This window comes from Pontibacter vulgaris (genome assembly GCF_022758145.1).
GTDB classification, from domain to species: Bacteria; Bacteroidota; Bacteroidia; order Cytophagales; family Hymenobacteraceae; genus Pontibacter; species Pontibacter vulgaris.
The window spans coordinates 191,829-212,013 of the sequence record NZ_JAJVDH010000006.1 but is presented as its reverse complement, the minus strand read 5'-3'; the positions used below and the strand labels follow the sequence as shown (position 1 = coordinate 212,013).

The following is a 20,185-nucleotide window of genomic DNA, read 5'->3' as shown; positions in this document are numbered from 1 at the left end:
AAGGCGTAAAATAAATTATCGGCATCAAGACATGCCTTTATCTGTTACCCCTTAATGTAAACATTAGATGTCGAAGCCAATTAGAATAGGCTTAGGCCCGAAAGCCTTAAAAACTGCAGGTATTGTGCTTGTAAGTATAATTGGGTTATTGATGTTTGCGTTGGTAGCACTTTATTTCCTGGCAGAGCCACTTGTAGAGCGTTACATTAAAAAGCAGGTTGCCCAGCAGACGGAAGGACTTTACCAGATCGATTTCAAGGAATTGAAGCTTTACCTGCGTTCCAGGAGCATCACGTTGCATGGGGTTCACTTTTACCCGGATACTACTGTTGTGCGGCAGCTAAAGGAAAAGGAACAAGCCAACCGGAGCCTCTTCGACATCCAAACCCCAAGTATAAAAATTGAACACATCCACCTTACTGACCTGATCTTTAACAATCAGTTAAGTATAAACACTGTTGTTGTAGCACACCCTGAGATCACGCAGCTACTAAATAAGTCTGTAAAGAAAAATGAAAAGTATAGCAAGGCTGGCTCTTTGGAAGTTGTTCGCATCCGGCAGCTCGACATACAGGGTGGAAGCTATAAGTTGCTGGCACTTGGGCAACGAAGCAGGCCGCAACATAAAATAGCAAACCTTTCGCTACAGGCGCAGGACTTTCGGCTAAACTTACGGGCAGGACAGGATATTCCCGAAATGCTGCAGTCAGATGCAGTTGATCTGAAGATCCAGAACTATACTTATCATTCCCCGGATAGTGTGTATGCCATACGTGTTGGGCGGTTTTTATACTCCTCCAGGCAACAGGCGTTGAAAGCCGTGGAGGTAGAGGTGCAGCCAGACATCCGGATTAATGCAGGACTACCTAAAGAACTGGGGCATCATTTCGTATACCAACTCAAAATACCCATGCTGAACATGCGTGGCCTGGATGTGGCAGCGGCCTGGAAAACCAAACAAATGCACCTGGATAGATTACTGCTGGAGCGCACCTCCATACATATTCTAGAAGACCTTACCGTACCCGATTCCGCTTCATTTCCAACGCTGGCCGAACTTTACACCGACCTGTCACCTTACCTGATAGAAATTGGCGTAGATGAAATGCGACTTACCAACAGCAGCTTCAGCTATCACCAGAAAAATGATGGCATCCATACTATACATAGCATCGATAAGGCAAACATTTACTTGCAGGCGCTACAGCTCGATTCTGCCACCCTTTTCACGCCGAAAGAAAAAGCCTTTGCCGCAGCGATAACCCTAGCCACAGAAAACTATACTTATAGCCCCCTCACTAATCCTTATGCCCTCAAGATAGGGAACATGAACCTGTCTACCCGCGACAAGACCCTACAGGTAAATGCCCTCAGATTGACCGGAGACTGGCACAAAAATGACAGACTGAAAAGCCTGAAGAAAGCAAAACGGACTTTTTATAACATCTCACTGCCATGCCTGCGGTTTAGTGAGCTGAACCTGTTGCAGGCCCTTCGTACATCCGAACTGAAGGCAGGAAGTATAACCGCAGCACAACCTGAAATTGATATATGCACTGACCAGTTGGTGCCTAAGCAGGAAGTATGGCCTGATTTACAGGAGATATACCAGCAAGTTTCAGTTTTGATAACAAGTCTGGAAGTAGGAAAGATAAGTATAACGGATGCTGCTCTTACGCAGCATAGTAAGACCAGGAGTATTCATCTATTGCATCAGCTCGATCATGCCTCACTGACTGGCACTGGCCTGGTAATAGATTCTGCATTCATTTATCATCCGAATAGAAAACTGCCGGTGCAGGATCTGGTGGTAACGGCGCGTAATTACCGCTACCGGATGCCCGATAACTCTTATAGTTTTGCCCTGACCAGACTGCGTTACGCTGCCCGTCAGAAAGAATTCTCGGCCAACTCAGTAAAAATTATCACCAGTAGCAGGGAAAATGAAAGGCAAATGCCATATAGTAAAGATAGCCGAAAACGCTTCGACCTTACTGCAAATACACTTCGGGTAACAGGTTTGGATCTGGTTAAGGCTTTTGATACTGGGCACCTGCATGCAGATCAGGTTTTGCTCAGGCAACCGGATGCGGCTATCCTGCTGGATCGTAAGGTGGCTGCATCAAAGTCAGGGCAACAAGAGTTAAGGGAGGGGCTTTTTGATCTTTTGGATATTATTTCAGTGAAAACTATCAGGCTGGAAGATGGCTCCTTTGCATTCAGCGAGAAGCTGGAACCAGTTATGCGAACCCATTTGCTTGAGCACGCCACTGTCACGGTATCTGGTTTAAATCTGACGGCTGCTAGTATGGCTAACCTGGACGATGCACTCCCGATGGAGGAGATGACCTTACATGCCGAAGATTATACTTACTGGTCGACTGATAGCCTTTATACCATCCGGCTGGACAGCGTATACTATAGCAGCAGATTACAGGAGGTTATTGCCCATACGTTTTCGGTTAGTGCCGATAGGGGAGTAAACGAACGCTTAAAAGCTGAAAGCCCGGAACTGGCCAGCCGTAACCTGATCGATATTTCAGCAGATAGGTCCCGTATTACCGGTTTTAATCTGGTTCATGCTTACACAACGGGGCAGTACTACATCCGTAAGCTGCTGCTCACAGGTCCCAAAGTAACTATTTTACAAGACCATAACGTGACTCCGGTAGTAGTTAAAGTAACAGACAGGCATGATACAACAGCCACAAGCGACGCTGCTAATCAACAACTGCCAGATATGGAAACAACTTTCAGGGTGGAGCGCCTGGAGGTTGCAGATGGCACATTTGATTTCCATATACTGGAAGATACCATCCGCATAAGCCAGACCCTGGAGCACGTTGCCCTGGGAATAGATCAACTCGAGCTGGTATCACTGGAAGCAAACGACCTGCTGGAAATTTTTGAGGTGGAAGACATTAATATGCTGGTGAAGGGATATACCTTTTACACACGCGACAGCCTGTATGCATTAGAGGTAAAAGAGATGAGGGCTTCTATGCAAAACCGATCGCTATCAGTAGACAGTCTTCGCCTGCGGCCGCTTTATAGCAAAGAACAATATGCAAGCCTATTCCGCTATGCCCGTGACCGTATTGATCTGACGGTACCTGGTATTGAGGTGCAGGACATTAGTCTGCGGAGGCTATTCAACAATCAGGAGATAGTGGCACATAAAATGTTGATCCGTAACCCGGATGTAGAGATCTACCGCGACAACAGGCTTGGAATTGACCCGGAACTAAGGCCACCGACCCTGCAAAGCGCGCTGCGTGGGGCAGGGTTTTACATTAAACTGGATACAATTCTGGTAGAAAAGAACAACTTGAAACACCCTATTATCGCCATGGATGGTATCAAGCCTGCGGTTTTTATGTTGGATAACATCCGGATGCAGGCTTTTAACGTCACAAACGATACGGCCATAATCCGGCAGAATAACATGTTAACTGTAAATGCGTCGGCACTTTTTATGGGTGTCAGCACTTTGCAGGCCCATTTCCAGTTTCAGTTGGACCACCCGGAAGACCGTTATACCTACGAAGGCACGCTGGAGTCCATGGATTTTAAGGCTTTAAATCCTTTGTTAGAGAACATGGTATTTATCCGGGTAAAGAGCGGCAAAATACATAATGCATCGTTTAAGATAGAAGCTAACGGGAAAGAGGCTAAAGGCCACGTGCATTTTCCTTATAATAATCTGAAAGTAGAACTTCTTAACAAGCATGATCCTAACAATCCTGGCTTACTTTTAAAGGCAGGTTCCAAGTTTGTAAACATATTTATCATTAAGTCAAATAATCCGTCCAAATGGGGGCGATTCCGAATGGGTAAAGTTAACAAGGGGCGTGACCCAAAACGGTCTGTAACATACCACGTAAGCCAGTCTATACGCGATGGTGTTACTTCCAGTCTGATGACAAAACTGATACGACAGATCGTCTCTAAGTTCGTTGTTATATAGTAGTTAAATAGGGATAAGTCAAATACAATGTTTATATTAAATAATTTGGGAATAGTTCGAATTTATAACAGTGTAAGAAAATGTAACCAGTACTAAAATTTAACATTCATTGTTAGTGACCTGATATTTAAGAGCATTACCCGACGACCTGATCAGGCAACATAAATTAAGTGTCATTTATGTCATTCAGGATTGATTAGGAATAGACTCTATTGATATACAAAGTGAATAAAAAGCCTCGCATTCAAAATTAATGTTATGAAATCCATTGACGATTTTTTAAATGGAGCAGGCTTTAAACCTGATAATATAACCCAACAAGGAGTTCTCGAAATAATTAATCTTATTTCTGATTATCATGAAGAAGGTAACGTATTATTTCCTGAAGTATTAATAACAAACAATCTAAACTCTTTCGAAACGATACCTATTAGAGAATTAATAATCTCTGAGAGAGAATTAGCTCTGAATGAATTTAGGAATGCAATTAAATTATGTGCTCCCCTTGCAATTAATTCTTGGATTATATTTATTGAAATAAAAGATGCTAGGATAAAATTTGGAATCATAAGTGCCGAAATATCTGAAGCTAGTCCTTTAATGTATAGCCAAACATTTAATGAACTGAAAGTAGCAAACATAAAGACGGCTATAATCTACCTAAGAAGTATAGGGCAAAAGAAAGTAGAAGTCTCAGGGTTGAAAGAACGTCTAATCATTTCTTTACCATTTAATGATATAAATTCCCTCAAATTAAATGAAACCTCGCAATTAAGTCAATGTATAGCTTCCCGATGTGATAAGAAACTGAAGCCTATTATTGCAACTTTTTTCGAGAAATATATAGATGAAGCTTTAAAAACAGGTCATGGAAACCTTATTGGAATAATTGAAGATTCTAATAAAGTAATTCAAAATCTCAAAGTAAAAATTAAAAGTAATGGGGGAATTTATTTAATTCATCCAATCGATTTCCAAATGTTAATAGCGGAATCAACGAGCAAAAGGAGTAAGGAAGCAGCTATTAATTTAAAAGCGTACACTTCTGTTTTAATTTCTATGTTGAATTATGACGGTATAACTATCATCAGTAATAAAGCGAGGATCATTGGATACCATATTTTAATAGAAAGCTTCATTTTGGAAAATGATGATTTGAGTGGCGGTTCGAGAATGAAAGCTTTTATATCTATGCAAAATTCTGGTCTATTTAAATTTTGTTTATATAAATCTCAGGATGGGGGTATTAAAATATGGAAATTATTTGAGTAGTGTCTTTGGCTTTTATAACATATTCTATAATATACATTGTTAAGTTCTTGATATTTTAATGAAATAGCTGGTAGTTGAAGGGATTAATTGAAGATTTTAGTATTTAACTCATATATACCCACACCCAGTGAAGCGTAGTTTCTGCGGGAAGCCTCCAGAAAGGTGTGGTAGGCGCACCGCCGACAAACCTATACTTGGCTCCAAACTCCCAGTTGCGCTGAAGCTTCTTGCCCAGCAAACCCGACACCAGGTAAAGTTAATCCCAGGCACTGGAAACGTCTTACCTTACAGGCCGGCAAACTCATTAACGACATAAGTATAAGACAGTTCAGAAAATACTGTATCGGTTAATTTTGTCTGCAGGTAAACTTCTACGCCTTAAGTCCTACTTTATCGTTTCTTTGCCGATGGCGCTAACTTCGACGCCCTTATTGGTCAGTGATTTAACATACCTAACTGAAACAAGAATAGGAGTTGATGAAAAATGAGAATTTTATCAGAACTTTGAATTTTAATTCATAGAAAGTTCGATAGTCTAACCGAATGGAAAAATTAGCGAACAAAAAAGTCGTTAAATTTGATAGAAAGCGGCTTTTTACTTTGGTATATCAATGGCATCTGTTACAAGTTGATTAATAGACGGAATTATATACTTTCATACGAAATAACAGATTGATGCATTAGGAGTGCTTCAAATCGTGTCATTTCAAAACTTTCTCTGTTTTCTCTAGTTTACAAGTAACTTATAATGTATTTTTATCCAAATACAACTTGTATCATAAATAAAAAGTATAGTCTAAGTCATCAACTATAAACCTTTGGATCAAGCTTTAAATACTGTTCTTATTGGCTACTGAAATTTAATATACATAAGGTATTTAAAGCTAGCCTCTGGTTTAATTTACTTCTTTTTACTTTCTTATCCTTTTATAATGCACCAGGATCGTTCTCTTGATTTTGAACTGCTTTTTACTAGATTACCGGGCAGCTTCCTTGTTTTGCAGCCAAACGAACCCCAATATACAATTTTAGCCATCAGCGACGAGCTGCTGCAGAACACTGGAAAACAAAGGGAGGATGTACTGGGCAGAGGCTTGTTTGAAGTATATCCCGAGAACCCGGATGCTATTGCAGCTACTGGGCCGGCTAGCCTTAGAGCCTCGCTGAAAAATGTAGTAGAAAATATGGTGCTGGATCATATGCCTATAGTTCGCTACGATGTGCCGGATGCATCCGGGGGGTTTGAAGAACGCTATTGGCATGCAAACAGTAGTCCGATTGCGGACAAAGATGGAAAATTAAGCTACATACTGCATACTACCCACGACATCACAGATAAGATTATAGCTGAGAGAAGGGAATCTGATCTCAGAATGATCGAGAAGAAATACAGCCTTTTTTTACAAGCTCCGCTGGCAGTCTGTATCTTAACAGGTCCCGAAAATATTATTGAGATGAGCAACAATGAAATGCTCAGGTTCTATAATAAAACAAATGAGATTATAGGGCAACCGGTTTTTGAGGCAATACCGGAAGCGAAATACCAGGGCTTTGCTGAACTGTTGGATATAGTGCATGAAACTGGTGAGACGTATTCTGTTTCTGAATACCCAACTAAACTGGTAGTTGGTGGAGAAGAATTGATATACTATTTTAACATTGTTTGCCAGCCTTACTACGAACTTCCAGAAGACAAAGAACCATCTGGAATATTTTGTTTGGCTCATGACGTGACCGAACTTGTTTTAGCTAAAAAGCAGGCAGAAGAAAGTGAAACACGGTTACAAGCAATTATTGAGGCAACTCCTGAGTGCATTAAAATTGTAACTCCCGAGGGTAAGCTTCAGTACATGAATCGCTGCGGACTTACCATGATAGAAGGGGATGAGGGCTTGCTCGGCAAAGCCAGTGTATTGGATATAATTGCCCCAGAACACCGAATTGCTTGGAAAAAAAATCACCTGAGTGTATGCGAGGGAAATAGCATAAGTTGGGAATTTGATATAATTGGTCTTAAAGGAACGCGCCGAAGAATGGAAACCCATGCTGTTCCGCTTCCAGGCACAGCAGGAAAATCTCATTTGGCTGTAACCCGCGATATAACCAAGCGAAAAGAAGCTGAATTAGCACTTCGTGAAAGCGAGGAAAAATTTCGTGTTTTTGCCAATAATATTGAAAATCTGGCCTGGATGGCTGACCCAGAAGGTTCTATTTTTTGGTATAACGAGCGTTGGTATGAGTATACTGGTACTACCCTTGATGAAATGCTCGGATGGGGCTGGGACAAAGTTCACCACCCGGATCATGTAAAACGTGTAGTGGAATTTGCACAACAGGCCTGGACAGAAGGGAAAACCTGGGAGTTAACTTTCCCACTCCGTGGGGCAGATGGTGAATACCAATGGTTCCTGACGAGAGCCTACGCCATAAAAGATAAACAAGGCAACGTCTTGCGATGGATTGGCACCAATACGAACATAAATAATCAAAAGAAGGCGGAGGCTTCGCTGGAGGCAAAGAATCTGGAACTCATCCGGATCAATAATGACCTGGACAATTTCATTTATACGGCTTCACACGATCTGAAAGCTCCTATTTCTAACATCGAAGGTTTGCTTAGAATTCTGTCTGAGGAGCTTAAAGAAATAGAGTTGCAGCATGAAAATGTGAACCATGTAATTAGTTTGATGGAAAGCTCTGTGGAACGTTTTAAGCGAACCATTACCAGCCTGACTGATCTTGTAAAGCTTCAGCAAGAAAATACAATAGCCGCTACCAGAGTAGACCTTTGCAAAACTATAAAGGATGTAATACTTGATCTGGAACCCTCTATAAAGGCAACCTCTGCAAATGTTGAGGTAGAGGTTGAGGAGTGCATGCATGTATATTTTTCAGAAAAGAACTTGCGAAGTGTGGTGTTGAATCTTATATCTAATGCCTTAAAGTACGCTTCTGATGAACGCCTGCCGCTCGTTAAGGTAAGCTGCATAGAACAGCAAGATTACCATGTGCTCACTGTAACTGACAACGGTTTAGGTATACCTGCCCATAACCTGCCGCACATGTTCACGATGTTCAAGCGTTTCCATGATCATGTAGAAGGGACAGGTATAGGACTTTATATGGTAAAGAAAATGGTAGAGGGAGCCGGAGGCTACATTACTGTTTCCAGTGAGGAAGGAAAAAGTGCTGAATTTAAGGTATTTATCAGAAATAGTAATTTGTAATTGAATTTACTGGTTTTAATCGATGAACCCATCCCGGATCGTTGGGTAAAAATTAACACCTCTTTTATCCTTTTACCCCATAAATGACTTCACATCTGCAATTAATCGTTGTCTACGAATTCTTGCTTTTGTCAGGCAAAATAGTGGCTCACAAGTTTGAGCTATGATTCAGAGGTAATCACAAGGGCCTTTGAAGCAACCAGTCTATAACCTGAGGCAATATGCATGCTCATTACCATTACCTGATTCCGTACCTTTTTAATGATACAACCTTAAAGGCTAAATTATCAAATCACTGCTTGGGTGCCGGCAGAACTTTTATATGGCTGGGAGCCAGTTATTAATTTCTATCTAAATGAAAAATAAGACTGGAAACCAATTATAAGCAATGTCATTTACCTAATAATATTGCTAATCACTTAATTGGCATGTAAACAAAAAGCCCCTACAGGTAGGGGCTTTTTGTTTATACTCAAGGAGAAACGCGCTTTGCAGTCCATTTGAGTTTATAGGTATCGTTTTCTCCACCTGCAAAGGTAGCCCGATAGGATCCTTGGGCTGTGGTAGCGGTGAGAAAAGTACCTGTAAATTCCCACCACATACCTGCTTTGGTATCTTGCTGCACAGCAGAAAAATTGCCCTTCGCTACTTTGTAAGGGCTGGGCGGGTCTAAGTTGGTGAGCACTTCAATGCCATAGCCCCTGTCACGCCAATGTCCTTTAAACTCCACATCTACAATGCTTTTGCCATCTGCTGCTACCCTGAAGGTTAATACATCTCCTTTATAGCCGTTAGAAACAGTGGCGATCCATTTACCTGCTTTAGGGGTGGCGCCTGCCTTTACAGGTATGGCCGAAGCAGGATTAGGTTTGGGTGTCGTCGTCGTAGAAGCTGTCTCTGGGACTGCTTTTTTAGGATTCTTAGTTGATGTGTTTGCCTGTGCTTTAGCCGGTTGCGGAGTGGTAGTTGCTGCAGCTTGCGTTTGGTTACTTTGCTTTGAAAGAGCTACCAGGGTAGATATATCCGGCCAGGTGCTAAAGTGCGGCGTTGAGGCACCTTCATTGATTTGTTGGATTGCCTCCTGAGCAGGCTTGAAGGAGATGGCTTTCCCATCTCTTACGTTAATTAGAGCATCCTTAAAATAGGCAATAGCATCGTTTGTGTATCCCATTCTCCACCAGGACATAGCCTTGAGGTAGTCGGCCACCGGTTCCCACTTGGCATTGCCATAGCAAGTTCGCCAGGCTTCCATGGCGGCATAAGGCTGTTTGTTCGCCTCCAGTGCCAGTCCTAACCATAGATTAGTCAGGGCATCTTTAGGATTGTCTTTCGCAGCAGCCTGAAACAGGGCTAATGCCTCTTCATATTGCTCTTCCTTGAAAAGCATGATGCCTTTGCTCAAAGACGTATCAGCAGCTATACTTTCAGTTAGTGCCGTTTCTGATGTTAAATAAATAAATGAATGCATCTTGTGTAGGAGAGTGAAATCCAGCAAGCATGAATCCTACTGCCAGTAAGGGAACAAAAGAAAGGACTTTGGTAGCTGCCATGTTAATTAGCCGATTTTATACAAGTTTTAAATTAAGTTAATGTAAACGAGTAACAAGTAATAAAATCTTACTTGCTTACTGGATAATCCTTATATGTAATATTAAGAATTTATATTAAATAAATAAAATAGATAATATTAAGGCTATTTAGAGCTGTATTAGTGTTAAAAAGAATAGGGGTTGATATAGTGTGGACTAATATGCCAATGGTGAGCTTAATTGAATAGTTTGTAGCGAATAAACATATTTAAATACATCAAGATTGTATTCCTCAAGTTTTTAGTTTAAAAGAATAGTTTACTAGGCCACACTCATATCATACTCCTTGTACCTGGCCTCAGCCTGCTCCATGATCTCATCCAGTATCTCCAGCAGCTCTGCCTTCACTTTAAAGCGTAGCACAGACCTTACCGCTAGTTGTAGCTGAGCTTTGGTATCATCTTTTTTGTACCAGTCGGGTTGGGAGGCACTTTTCTTTACCTGGGTCAGTATCTTCTGCACGAGCTCTTTGATCAGGTTGAAGTCCTACATGGCGTTAGAGTGTTTGGTTGGTATGCGCTATTTGGTTCTGGCTTCGGCCACCATAGCTGAACTCAAATTGCGGTTCTTCTCGTTCACTTCCAGACCGCTAGTTACCTCTTCGGCTTCATCTTCGATCAGCTCAATAGCCAGGTGCATTTTGGTCAGCCGCAAACCGTAGTATATCGTCACTATGGCTTTGCCTTCGGTGGCTTGGCGGATGCCGCCGAACACGGCTACTGTAACGAAGTCCTTAGTGACGACGGGGAGGCGTTGAGGCCAATGGAGAGGGGAGCGGCAAAGGTTAAGGTTAGTAGCAAAGTCCTGCACCGGGCCGTACTGCATACGTTGGCACTCGCAGGCAGTTTAAAGATCACATTTAAAAGTAAATAAGAATATACCTTTATACAGAAGGGTAAATAGAGAACCAGATAAAATGCCATTTTCTTTTATGTTACTCTGGAAAAAATAAAACTCGCTTATTAGTTAAATAAGCGAGTTTTATAGATGTTTACCTAAGGTTAGTTTTAGCAGCGCCTTAAATGGAATTTGAAGCATTTGAATTTATACCCAACTCATTACTGTAATAGTTTATAGGTCGAAACCAACTCATGGGTAGGGGAACTCTCTACAGCCTGCTGTATAGTTGCTACATGGGCAGCTCCATATATTACTAAAATACGGTCTTCAGGGCTTTCAGTGATGCGCTGTATGTTGCGGAAGATGCGCAGGTTTCTGCTGAACCAACTGGCATTGTACCAGTCCACACCCGTGTAATCGTGCTCCTGCTCTTCGTATTGAAAAGCGTCGCGGAAGTAATTTTCGTGTTTGCGGCGTATTGATTCCGGGTCGTTATACTTCTTTATCACCTGATAGAGGGTGCCTTTCTGGCTGTATAGTTCCTTGTCTATTTTGCTGCGTTCAATAGTTTTAGCCTGCATGTATTTCCAGAATTTCTCCAAGCGTTCTTTTTTGTCTTCACGCACTTCAAACTTTGTAGCTCCGGGTTTCTGGAAAGTATCCAGGTCGCCCCAGGCGTTGATGCAGTACACACGCTTGTGGCCCAGTTGCTTTGCAAGCCGGAAAGCAAGTTGGTCAATCTCGTCTGCCTTTAACTCGTATCGGCCATCCAGGTAAGCCTGGTACAGCGAGTCAATCTTTGGTTGGTTTTCCGGGAAGCTTTCTATAGCAATTTTAGTTGGCTTGAACTTGGCCATCTTGCTGGTAATTTTCTGCAGGTCCAGCTGGCTCTGCGGCGTCATTACATCCAACTGGTCAGGCTTTTCAGTTTTAATAATGTCCAGGTTGCGATGCGAGAAATGGAAAGTGCCGAGAATCATAACCTGTGCCCGTTTTTCTGGCTTGTCAGCTTTGGTTTGTGCTTGCACAGGAGCAAAGTGAATTCCTGCTAGAAGGGCAATTGCAAATAGTATCTTTTTCATAGTATTAAGGTTGGTTCGTATTTTCGTGTAGATGCAGCGCAGAAGTTTCAGGTTGCCTTTAGTTACCGATTACTCTGTAACTATAAATATCTCAAAGGCTTATTTCTCTGACTATAGTTGCATGTTGCAAAGTACATGTAAGTGAGTTCCAGGCTCAATAGATAAACCGTCGTTTATGTTGGACAAATGTGCAGCCCGTTTTTTGTGCTGGGAAAATCTGTAAATCAAACAGAAGATGATGTAATATTTTGGCAGCGTTGACTTGCTAAGTTTGCTGCACAAATTATAATTATGGAAACTGTAAAGATCTACATCAAAAACATGGTATGCGACCGCTGCAAACGGGTAGTGGAAGAAGACCTGACAAAGCTAGGCTATACCGTGCAGCAGGTAGAATTAGGCGAAGCCGAAATAGCAGCCGTTACTATAAACCTGGACGAGATACGGCAGGTGCTGGCCAGGAATGGTTTTGAGTTGTTAGACGACCGGAAAGTGCGGTTGATTGAACAAGTAAAACTGGCCGTAATTGATCTGATACACCAGCAGGGTGAAGCCGGTATGCACCTAAATATGTCAAATTACCTGGCGAAGAAATTAGGGGTAGATTACCACACGCTCAGTACTATATTCTCCTCAACCGAAGGCGTAACTATAGAGAAGTATGTGATCCTGCAGCGCATCGAGAAAGTAAAGGAACTGCTTGTATATGGTGAGTTAAGCTTGAAAGAAATTGCCTATGAGCTTGGCTACAGTAGCGTGGCGCATTTATCAAACCAGTTTAAGAAAGTAACTGGCCTTACCGCCAGCCATTTTAAGGAGATAAAGACTCACAAGCGCAAAACTATAGATAAGATACTCGACTAAGAAACTATAGTTGGTAGGGTAGCAGCCGGTGGCATTGTATGCTTCCGGCATTTTTGTTTATAGTTGGTAAACCAGCGTCACCCGAAATTTTGTAACACGAAACTATAGTTGTGTAACAGGTTTGGCCTGGCCGTTTTCTTCCTTTGCTTCTGTAAAATAAGAAGCAACATAAACTATGAAAATCATTTTAGTAGGTGCCACCGGCACCATCGGGCGCCACCTGCAACAGGCACTATCCCCGAAGCACGACCTGGTAACAGCCAGCCGCCACAACAGCTATTTAAAAGTAGACATTACCCAACCCGACAGCATCTGGGATATGTTTGAAACTATAGGCCGCTTTGATGCACTGGTTTCGGTAACAGGGCATGGTGTGTTCGGGAGCTTGCCAGACCTGAAAAACGACGACTTTTATGAAGGGATAAAAAGTAAGCTGATGGGGCAGATAAACCTGGTATTGATAGGCCAGCACTACATTAATGCCGGCGGCTCCTTTACCTTAACCTCTGGTATACTCGCCGAAGAACCCATACGCGGCGGCACTTCGCTGAGCATGATCAACAGCGCCCTGAACGGCTTTACCATGGCTGCCGCCACCGAACTTCAAAACAGCGTGCGCCTGAACACCGTAAGCCCCGGCCTGGTAGAAGACTCCGTAGCAACTCTAGGCGCCAGCTTCCCCGGGCACGACCCGGTGCCGATGCAGCGTGTGGTGAATGCTTATGTTAAAAGTATAGAGAGTGGATTGACGGGGAAGGTGATAAAGGTGTATGGGTAATAGTTGGGGAGAAAAGCAAACCGCCACGCAGGGTTATGGGTGCGTGGCGGTTTTTATCATTAAAATAGTAGTTTAAAAAATACATTATGAAACTACGCACTCCACTCAATTAAGCACTTATTAATTTCAGAATTAAATTAATTAGGTAAAAACTATGTTAATATGTTAAATATTAAGTGATTTTGGAATTTTATCCATTGTTGACTTGGACGGCTGCATGAAAACATTCTTTGGAACATTTCTACCAAAATCATAAAGCATTTTGCTTAGTTCATAGATTTGATTGAGGTTAATACTTAAATATACAGCTGTTCCATGTGTTTCTAAATTCATAACTCTTTTTTGTTTTTCAGTTATGAATAAACCCTTATCACCAGTAGATATAAAGAATGAACCTCCCATTCTACAGATGCTACTTGTCATAAACAAACCATATCCTGAATTTGCCCACTCTCCTTTTGGCTTCTTTTTTTGTCCTGGATATACTTTCCCAGAAACTCCAGGTTGTAAACTCCATTCGATAGCATCTAAATGGTCGTCTAGAACGAGTTTTGGATTATTAGATAAACTTTTTTTTAATCCTATACCTCTATCTAACACAGCAAAGTGAACTTTATCTTGAGATGGTAAATATTGTGCGCAAAAACTAAACTTTTCACATTCACTATGTTCTACAATATTCCTAAATATTTCTCTCATTGAATATCTTAGAACATCAGTCACAATTTTACTTTTTGATTGAGTTAATATTAAACTTATACTTTCTGCATATTGCTCTAGAACTTCACCAGGATTAACCATAAAGTCTTGAGCTCTTTCTTTAATTTCATTTACATATAATACCTCAATTGGCCAATAAGAATTTGAGCCTACAGCCTCACCTGGTTCTTTACCAAAATCTAAACCAAAGGACTTGAAGAAGCCCATGTGGGCAGCATAAGTTAAATGGCTGAAATTTCTAGCATAAAAATTTGAAGTAGGATTTTCAGCTTTGAAAACTTCAAGTTCATGGCTTACATATAGTAGAGAAAAAGGATCAAATATAGAGGTCTCTTTAAAATCAAAGACATAATTTTTCTCTTCTCTGATTGATGAAAAACTGTTTACAAAGTTGATTGTATCCTCAAAGTATAAATGTTGAGGAACTCTAATGATCTTATTTTCTAACATTGCTCCAAAGCTACTTTACGAATACTCATAACAGGAAATAGTTAAACATTTTAAATGTTACAAGAAAAAATTCCAATTTTATATGTAATTATTATAGCTTAATATTTAAGCTTTGTTGGATACAGTAATCATACAACACTCACCCAAAATTCTGTAACAGCTCCACCTTACTAGCACGCTACCTTTGTCATGTTCAACAAAATAAAACTACAAGAACATGAAAGAGCTACAATTCAAAACTAACATCAACTGCGGCGGCTGTGTATCTAAAGTTACACCGGCGCTCAATGCCACCGAAGGCGTTTGCGAGTGGAACGTAGATACTACCAACTCGAGCAAAGTGCTTACCGTGAAAACTGATTCCCTAACAGCACCCGAAATCATAACTGTAGTTGAGAAGGCTGGATTTAAAGCAGAGATGCTTTAAGTAAATTATGTCTTTCCTTAGCTCAAAGACAACTATAGTACTTCCAGATGCAAGGGTTAATTGTACAAGAAAAGCGCTGCTTTGTGCATTGAGCCGGCTTTAACAACTACAGACCTTTGCACCGCTGTTCCAAAGATCGATCACTTGCGCAGCTGAAGTATAGCCTCCGGCTATAACCCTAAACTAAAACATAACAGAAATTAAACTATAGCTGCCCCTGAAAAGGCGGCCAGCTACCTTATTGCCTAAATTTTATAAAATAAAACCATGAAAAAAGTACTTCAAACCACCTTTGCAGCCGCCGCCTTTAGTACGCTGCTGTTGCACCAGGCAAACGCCCAGATCGACCTGAGCTTTCCGGCGACTCCAAAGCCTGATACCACGCAGGCAGGCAAGCCCTACTTCAAGTCAAGTATAAATGGTATCATCACAGCGTCGGGCTTTGTGCAGGATGGCACATTTGGCCCGGGCGACGGGGCTATTACCATGTGGGCCAACCCCAAACAACCCACCCAGGATGAGTACCAGTTTGGCGGAGACCTGCGCAAGACCTGGCTCATCTTTAAAGGCACAGCCTATAACCTGCCGCACGGCATTACGGCCACCGGTCGGGCTGAATTAGATTTTTTAGGTGGCACTGCAGGCGGAGGTGGCTTTGCTGATGAGAACCTGCTGCCGCGTGTGCGCCTGGCTTATGTAGAAGTGCAGAAGGGGCAAACCAGAGTGCGCCTGGGGCAGAACTGGACCCCTATGGTGGCACATTTCCCGAATTCGGTTACTCACTTTGCCATGGGCTACGGCTCGGCAGGAGGTATCGGCTTCCGTAACCCCGGCCTTTTCCTATACCAGGGCTTAACAAGTCCGACAGCAGCCACCAAAGTACGCTTAGACCTGGCCGTGTTCCGTGGCTCCTGGACCGGCCCGAAAGCTGAAGCCGATGGGCGTGATGAAGGGGAGATTGGCGTACCACAGACGGAAATTGGTCTGAACATCAGTAACCAAACCATGCCGCTTAAGTGGGAAGTGAACCTGGCCGGCCACTACGACCGCAAACGCCTGGTACATGCAGATGAGCGCCACAACCTGGAAGGCAAGGCTATTCAGGCAGGGACAAAGCTGACGTTGGGCGGAGCTACTCTGCAAGGTAATGCCTACTGGGGACGAGCCATTGGCCAGAGCTGGGGACAGTTGCTGCAGTTCGGCGACATTGAAGGCTACGGTGCCTGGGGCCAGGCAGGGTACAGGTTCGGTAAACACCTTAGTGCCTGGGTGATGTATGGCCAGGATAACCCTAATGATACCGATGTATTAGCCGAAGTAACCGGCAATGCCCGCTTAAAGAATGAGATCATTGTGCCGATGCTCCGCTACGATATTGGGCCGCTGGGCATTGCCCTGGAGTGGTACCGCGCCAACACTGACTGGCGACTACTGGAGAACGGGCAGGAAGTCTATAAAACCACTTCAGCGAACCAACTGGCACTTGGCGCACAGTTTGTATTTTAATCCATTTATTAAACCAATCTTAAATTCTAAAATCTATGAAAAATTCATCTATTCCAACATTTATACTTGCCGCCCGAATCCTGATCGGTATTACCTTCCTGGTTGCCGGTTTGCATAAAGTGCTATTCTGGGACGGGCCTGCCATGTGGATGGCATCGAAAGGATTGCCATTTGTACCGGTGCTGCTGGGAGCGGCCATGGTAACTGAACTGGTGGGAGCTATGCTGCTATTTGCCGGTTTCAAAGTAAAACAAACCGCTATCGTACTTATCCTGCTGTTGCTACCCATGACACTAATGATGCATACTTTCTGGAACATGGAAGGTATGATGCAGCAAACTGCCATCATGGACTTTATCCAGAACATCGCCATTATGGGTGGTTTAATAGCACTGGCTGTAGTAGCGCATCTGGCAGCAAAGCAGAAGGTATCTGTAAAATAAGACATTCACAGCAGCCGTGCTTCAACCTATGGGGCACGGCTTTATACTTTTAATATGGGACATCTCCATCATCACGGGCATCACCACCATCACGCTACAGGCAACATCCGCTTTGCTTTTTTCCTGAACCTTGGCTTTGCCATACTTGAACTGATAGGGGGCTTTTTTGTAAATAGTGTAGCCATTATGAGTGACGCGTTGCACGATTTCGGCGATGCCTTTACCCTGGGCATGAGCTATTTCCTGCAGTGTAAGTCGGAGCAGGCTGGCAATGCTAAGTATACCTATGGCTATAAACGTTATTCGGTAGCAGGGGCTTTGCTTACATCGGTTATACTTATACTTGGCTCCGTGTTCGTGCTGACCGAAGCTTTTGAGAGGTTGCTGAACCCCGAAATGCCTGACCCTTACGGCATGTTGCTTTTTGCTATAGTTGGATTGGCTGTAAACGGAGCTGCCTTTTTCAGGCTGCGCGGCGGGCATAACCTGAACCAGCGCGCTGTATCGCTACACATGCTGGAAGACCTGCTGGGTTGGCTGGCTGTGATGTTGGGGAGCATTATCCTGTTGTTTTTCGAACTCCCGTGGCTCGATCCGCTGCTTTCGGTGGGCATTTCATTGTTTATGCTCTACAGTGCCGGCAAAAATGCATGGTCAGCTTTCAAAATACTGCTACAGGAAAACCCGTTGGCTACTGATCTCGAGAAAGTAAAAGAGCAGATGTTGACATTACCTAATGTGCAGGATATACATCAATTAAAAGTATGGTCCCTGGACGGAGAGCACCACGTACTTTCAGCGCATGTGATGGTAGCAGGTATAAAAGAACCGGATGCCATAGCTGCCCTGAAACAGGAGATACGTAACACCCTGAAGCCTTTTGCAATTACAGATGCGACCCTGGAGTTAGAGCAGGCAGGGGAGGTATGCACAATGAAACTATAGCTTGTTGAACTATAGAAAAGGGAAGGCCGCTACTGTTTGGTAGCGGCCTTTTTATATTGGGCTATACTTCAAAAATGTTCAGGTAGCGTTTTACGGATCTTCTGAAAGCGTCTTTTGCCCCGCTAGCAATAAGTTGTCCGTTAAATGCACCGTGTATAGTATCAAATTCAAGCGGCTCGACACGGCTGTTAATCTGCTCAATGGCTTTTTTAGGAAGCGGCACCAGGTTTGGGTAACTATACATCATCGATACATGTTTGCGGTCTCGTGTAACATACAAGCTGTCGCCGGTAAGCAGGGTACCTTTGGGACCGTGGTTTGGTAGGTGCAGTACGGTGCTGCCATCAAAATGTCCCCCTACATGAACTACTTTCATACCATCCCAAAGCGGCAGTTCAGCCCCATGCCATAAACTGATGTGCTTACTATTATCCTGTATCCACTGCTTATCATTCTCGTGCAGGTAAATCGGGCAATCGAATGCGGCAGCCCATTCTGCCATCAAACTATAGTAGTGCGGGTGCGAAATAGCGATGGCCTTTATCCCACCCAGTGACTGGATATAGGTAATTGTTTGCTCATCCAGGTAAGGAATACAATCCCACAACACGTTGCCACTTTTTGAAATTACCAGATGTGCTTTCTGGCCAATGGCGAAGCTAGGAGTGATCTTTAGTTCGTATATGTTTTCCTGCAGTTTAGTAACCTGAATGCTTTTGCCTTTTGCCACATCATTATAGCTCAGCCAGGTCTGGCCACCATCGCCTACATACTGGCGTTCGTCTCCGCAGATCGGGCAGGTATCGGTGGTAGTTTTTGCAGTGGCGTAACGGGTGCCGCAGGTAGCGCAGATATTCTTTTGTTGCGGGTTGCGGATGCTAAGTTTGATACTTTTGGAGCTGGTACCAGAAAAGAAATTTTGTGCAGGGCCAGGCAGGAGCAGAAGTGACGAGCCCAGCAGGGAGTTTTTAAGAAATGATTTACGGTTCATACTATGCTGTTTTACGAGTTAATTATTTGTTATAACAGCATAAAGGTCAGGGTTTTGTGTTCCGACTTCAATGGACAAACAGGTGCTTGTCCTGCACAATAGGGCTTAGCTGACCAGCACCGGTTCTTTGCTTCGGAAGGCAATAGGAGAAGTGCCGGTGTTTTTTGTGAAGAAGCGCGTAAAGTAAGCGGCATCTTCAAATCCCAGCTGTGCGGCTATTTCTTTAACAGATAAATGGCCATGATGAAGCAAGCGCTTAGCTTCCAGCACAAGTCTTTCCTTTATCAGCTGGCTCACGTTTTTACCTGCATACTTGTGCGTGATCTCGTTGAGAGTGCGCGGCGTAACAGCCAGGGCATCTGCATAGTCCTGCACGGCATGTTGGTGGTGGTAGCGCTCTTCCAGCATTTGTTTAAAAGTGCGGTACTGTAGGTATCGTGGTTCTGGTGTTGGCTGAGTTTCCTGCTGGTTTGCGTCTTTTAGTTTATACACCTGCAACAGGAATATCTTGAGGTAAGAAGCGATGATCACTTCCGATAGGTCGGTTGGCTGTTTAAACTCCTGCAGCATTTTCTGCATCAGGTCATTGAGCAGGACAACGGCGGCGGCATCCAGGTGAAGTACCGGCTGCACATTGATATTATCAAAAATGCCATACTTTAACAGCAGGTTCTCAGCACCGGCTTCTACCGCAAAAACAGATTCGTTAAACTTAAGCACATAGCCTTTGGTTGGTCCGTCTTTCCGGATCTGGTGGATGTGGCTGGGCTGCAAGAGAAAAAGGCAAGGACCTTTAAAAGCGTAAGGCTTAAAGTCGATGACGTGTAGGCCGCTGCCTTCTGTAATCCAGATGATCTCGTAATAGGTATGCCGGTGCGGGGCAACGCGTTTAAGGCCGGCATCTGGCGAATCCTGGTACGAAGCAATGTAAAAATCGCGGAATGTATGTTTTGCAAAGCTATCTGCTTCGTTGTAAACAGGAATAGGTGCGCCTGCCTTGGTCATAGTTTTATGTGTGTTGCGGAGCCGGTAAATATAAATAAGCTGTAGATAAAAGTATAGCTTGCTATTTGATGTTCGGCAG

General features: G+C 43.2%; 16 protein-coding genes. 9 read left to right on the top strand and 7 right to left on the bottom strand.

Annotated elements, in window-relative coordinates:
* Window positions 1-67: 67 nt before the first annotated feature.
* The 3 genes from LWP20_RS15335 to LWP20_RS15325 all read left to right on the top strand — a co-directional run bounded on the left by LWP20_RS15335 (window position 68) and on the right by LWP20_RS15325 (window position 8,466).
* Entirely contained in the window at window positions 68-3,967 is a 3,900-nt protein-coding gene (locus tag LWP20_RS15335; RefSeq protein WP_242929053.1) for a hypothetical protein, read from the top strand.
* 258 nt (window positions 3,968-4,225) lie between these two features.
* Window positions 4,226-5,239, top strand: a complete 1,014-nt coding sequence (locus tag LWP20_RS15330) for a hypothetical protein (RefSeq protein WP_242929052.1) — start codon at window positions 4,226-4,228, stop codon at window positions 5,237-5,239.
* Window positions 5,240-6,171: 932 nt separating this feature from the next.
* Entirely contained in the window at window positions 6,172-8,466 is a 2,295-nt protein-coding gene (locus tag LWP20_RS15325) for a PAS domain S-box protein (RefSeq protein WP_242929051.1), read from the top strand.
* 472 nt (window positions 8,467-8,938) lie between these two features.
* Here the strand turns inward: LWP20_RS15325 and LWP20_RS15320 are convergent, their stop codons facing one another.
* The 4 genes from LWP20_RS15320 to LWP20_RS15305 form a co-directional block, all read right to left on the bottom strand.
* Window positions 8,939-9,934, bottom strand: a complete 996-nt coding sequence (locus LWP20_RS15320; RefSeq protein WP_242929050.1) for a tetratricopeptide repeat protein — start codon at window positions 9,932-9,934, stop codon at window positions 8,939-8,941.
* A 382-nt stretch (window positions 9,935-10,316) separates the two neighbouring features.
* A complete protein-coding gene (locus LWP20_RS15315; RefSeq protein WP_242929049.1) occupies window positions 10,317-10,517 on the bottom strand; it encodes a type I restriction enzyme endonuclease domain-containing protein in 201 nt (66 codons plus the stop codon).
* A gap of 57 nt (window positions 10,518-10,574) precedes the next feature.
* On the bottom strand, window positions 10,575-10,769 hold the full coding sequence (locus LWP20_RS15310; protein WP_242929048.1) for a hypothetical protein: 195 nt from the start codon (window positions 10,767-10,769) through the stop codon (window positions 10,575-10,577).
* A gap of 344 nt (window positions 10,770-11,113) precedes the next feature.
* Window positions 11,114-11,977 carry a DUF5694 domain-containing protein gene (locus LWP20_RS15305; protein ID WP_242929047.1) on the bottom strand — a complete coding sequence of 288 codons (864 nt, stop codon included), beginning with the start codon at window positions 11,975-11,977 and terminating at the stop codon, window positions 11,114-11,116.
* 291 nt (window positions 11,978-12,268) lie between these two features.
* Between LWP20_RS15305 and LWP20_RS15300 the strand changes: the two genes are divergently transcribed.
* Together LWP20_RS15300 and LWP20_RS15295 are read left to right on the top strand one after the other, a co-directional pair.
* On the top strand, window positions 12,269-12,841 hold the full coding sequence (locus LWP20_RS15300) for an AraC family transcriptional regulator (RefSeq protein WP_242929046.1): 573 nt from the start codon (window positions 12,269-12,271) through the stop codon (window positions 12,839-12,841).
* A 175-nt stretch (window positions 12,842-13,016) separates the two neighbouring features.
* Window positions 13,017-13,619, top strand: coding sequence for a short chain dehydrogenase (locus LWP20_RS15295; protein WP_242929045.1), 603 nt, complete (start codon window positions 13,017-13,019; stop codon window positions 13,617-13,619).
* A 165-nt stretch (window positions 13,620-13,784) separates the two neighbouring features.
* On the opposite strand, the gene LWP20_RS15290 is transcribed toward LWP20_RS15295, so the two are convergent.
* Window positions 13,785-14,789 carry a hypothetical protein gene (locus tag LWP20_RS15290; RefSeq protein WP_242929044.1) on the bottom strand — a complete coding sequence of 335 codons (1,005 nt, stop codon included), beginning with the start codon at window positions 14,787-14,789 and terminating at the stop codon, window positions 13,785-13,787.
* Between the two features lie 217 nt (window positions 14,790-15,006).
* Between LWP20_RS15290 and LWP20_RS15285 the strand changes: the two genes are divergently transcribed.
* The 4 genes from LWP20_RS15285 to LWP20_RS15270 all read left to right on the top strand — a co-directional run bounded on the left by LWP20_RS15285 (window position 15,007) and on the right by LWP20_RS15270 (window position 18,110).
* Window positions 15,007-15,216 (top strand): heavy-metal-associated domain-containing protein, encoded by a 210-nt coding sequence (locus tag LWP20_RS15285; protein WP_242929043.1) that lies wholly within the window; start codon window positions 15,007-15,009, stop codon window positions 15,214-15,216.
* Between the two features lie 267 nt (window positions 15,217-15,483).
* Complete coding sequence (locus tag LWP20_RS15280) at window positions 15,484-16,722, top strand: hypothetical protein (protein ID WP_242929042.1); 1,239 nt, start codon at window positions 15,484-15,486, stop codon at window positions 16,720-16,722.
* 35 nt (window positions 16,723-16,757) lie between these two features.
* Complete coding sequence (locus LWP20_RS15275) at window positions 16,758-17,165, top strand: DoxX family protein (protein ID WP_242929041.1); 408 nt, start codon at window positions 16,758-16,760, stop codon at window positions 17,163-17,165.
* Between the two features lie 54 nt (window positions 17,166-17,219).
* Complete coding sequence (locus LWP20_RS15270; RefSeq protein ID WP_242929040.1) at window positions 17,220-18,110, top strand: cation diffusion facilitator family transporter; 891 nt, start codon at window positions 17,220-17,222, stop codon at window positions 18,108-18,110.
* Between the two features lie 61 nt (window positions 18,111-18,171).
* Here LWP20_RS15270 and LWP20_RS15265 read toward each other — a convergent pair whose 3' ends face one another.
* Both LWP20_RS15265 and LWP20_RS15260 read right to left on the bottom strand, forming a co-directional pair.
* Window positions 18,172-19,101, bottom strand: a complete 930-nt coding sequence (locus LWP20_RS15265; protein ID WP_242929039.1) for an MBL fold metallo-hydrolase — start codon at window positions 19,099-19,101, stop codon at window positions 18,172-18,174.
* Between the two features lie 105 nt (window positions 19,102-19,206).
* Complete coding sequence (locus tag LWP20_RS15260) at window positions 19,207-20,106, bottom strand: helix-turn-helix domain-containing protein (RefSeq protein WP_242929038.1); 900 nt, start codon at window positions 20,104-20,106, stop codon at window positions 19,207-19,209.
* Window positions 20,107-20,185: the final 79 nt, after the last annotated feature.

Excerpts from the sequence above, each read along its gene's own strand:
- LWP20_RS15335 (WP_242929053.1), top strand. The coding sequence starts at position 68 with ATGTCGAAGCCAATTAGAATAGGCTTAGGCCCGAAAGCCTTAAAAACT.
- LWP20_RS15330 (WP_242929052.1), top strand. The coding sequence starts at position 4,226 with ATGAAATCCATTGACGATTTTTTAAATGGAGCAGGCTTTAAACCTGAT.
- LWP20_RS15325 (WP_242929051.1), top strand. The coding sequence starts at position 6,172 with ATGCACCAGGATCGTTCTCTTGATTTTGAACTGCTTTTTACTAGATTA.
- LWP20_RS15320 (WP_242929050.1), bottom strand. The coding sequence starts at position 9,934 with ATGCATTCATTTATTTATTTAACATCAGAAACGGCACTAACTGAAAGT.
- LWP20_RS15305 (WP_242929047.1), bottom strand. The coding sequence starts at position 11,977 with ATGAAAAAGATACTATTTGCAATTGCCCTTCTAGCAGGAATTCACTTT.
- LWP20_RS15300 (WP_242929046.1), top strand. The coding sequence starts at position 12,269 with ATGGAAACTGTAAAGATCTACATCAAAAACATGGTATGCGACCGCTGC.
- LWP20_RS15295 (WP_242929045.1), top strand. The coding sequence starts at position 13,017 with ATGAAAATCATTTTAGTAGGTGCCACCGGCACCATCGGGCGCCACCTG.
- LWP20_RS15290 (WP_242929044.1), bottom strand. The coding sequence starts at position 14,789 with ATGTTAGAAAATAAGATCATTAGAGTTCCTCAACATTTATACTTTGAG.
- LWP20_RS15285 (WP_242929043.1), top strand. The coding sequence starts at position 15,007 with ATGAAAGAGCTACAATTCAAAACTAACATCAACTGCGGCGGCTGTGTA.
- LWP20_RS15280 (WP_242929042.1), top strand. The coding sequence starts at position 15,484 with ATGAAAAAAGTACTTCAAACCACCTTTGCAGCCGCCGCCTTTAGTACG.
- LWP20_RS15275 (WP_242929041.1), top strand. The coding sequence starts at position 16,758 with ATGAAAAATTCATCTATTCCAACATTTATACTTGCCGCCCGAATCCTG.
- LWP20_RS15270 (WP_242929040.1), top strand. The coding sequence starts at position 17,220 with ATGGGACATCTCCATCATCACGGGCATCACCACCATCACGCTACAGGC.
- LWP20_RS15265 (WP_242929039.1), bottom strand. The coding sequence starts at position 19,101 with ATGAACCGTAAATCATTTCTTAAAAACTCCCTGCTGGGCTCGTCACTT.
- LWP20_RS15260 (WP_242929038.1), bottom strand. The coding sequence starts at position 20,106 with ATGACCAAGGCAGGCGCACCTATTCCTGTTTACAACGAAGCAGATAGC.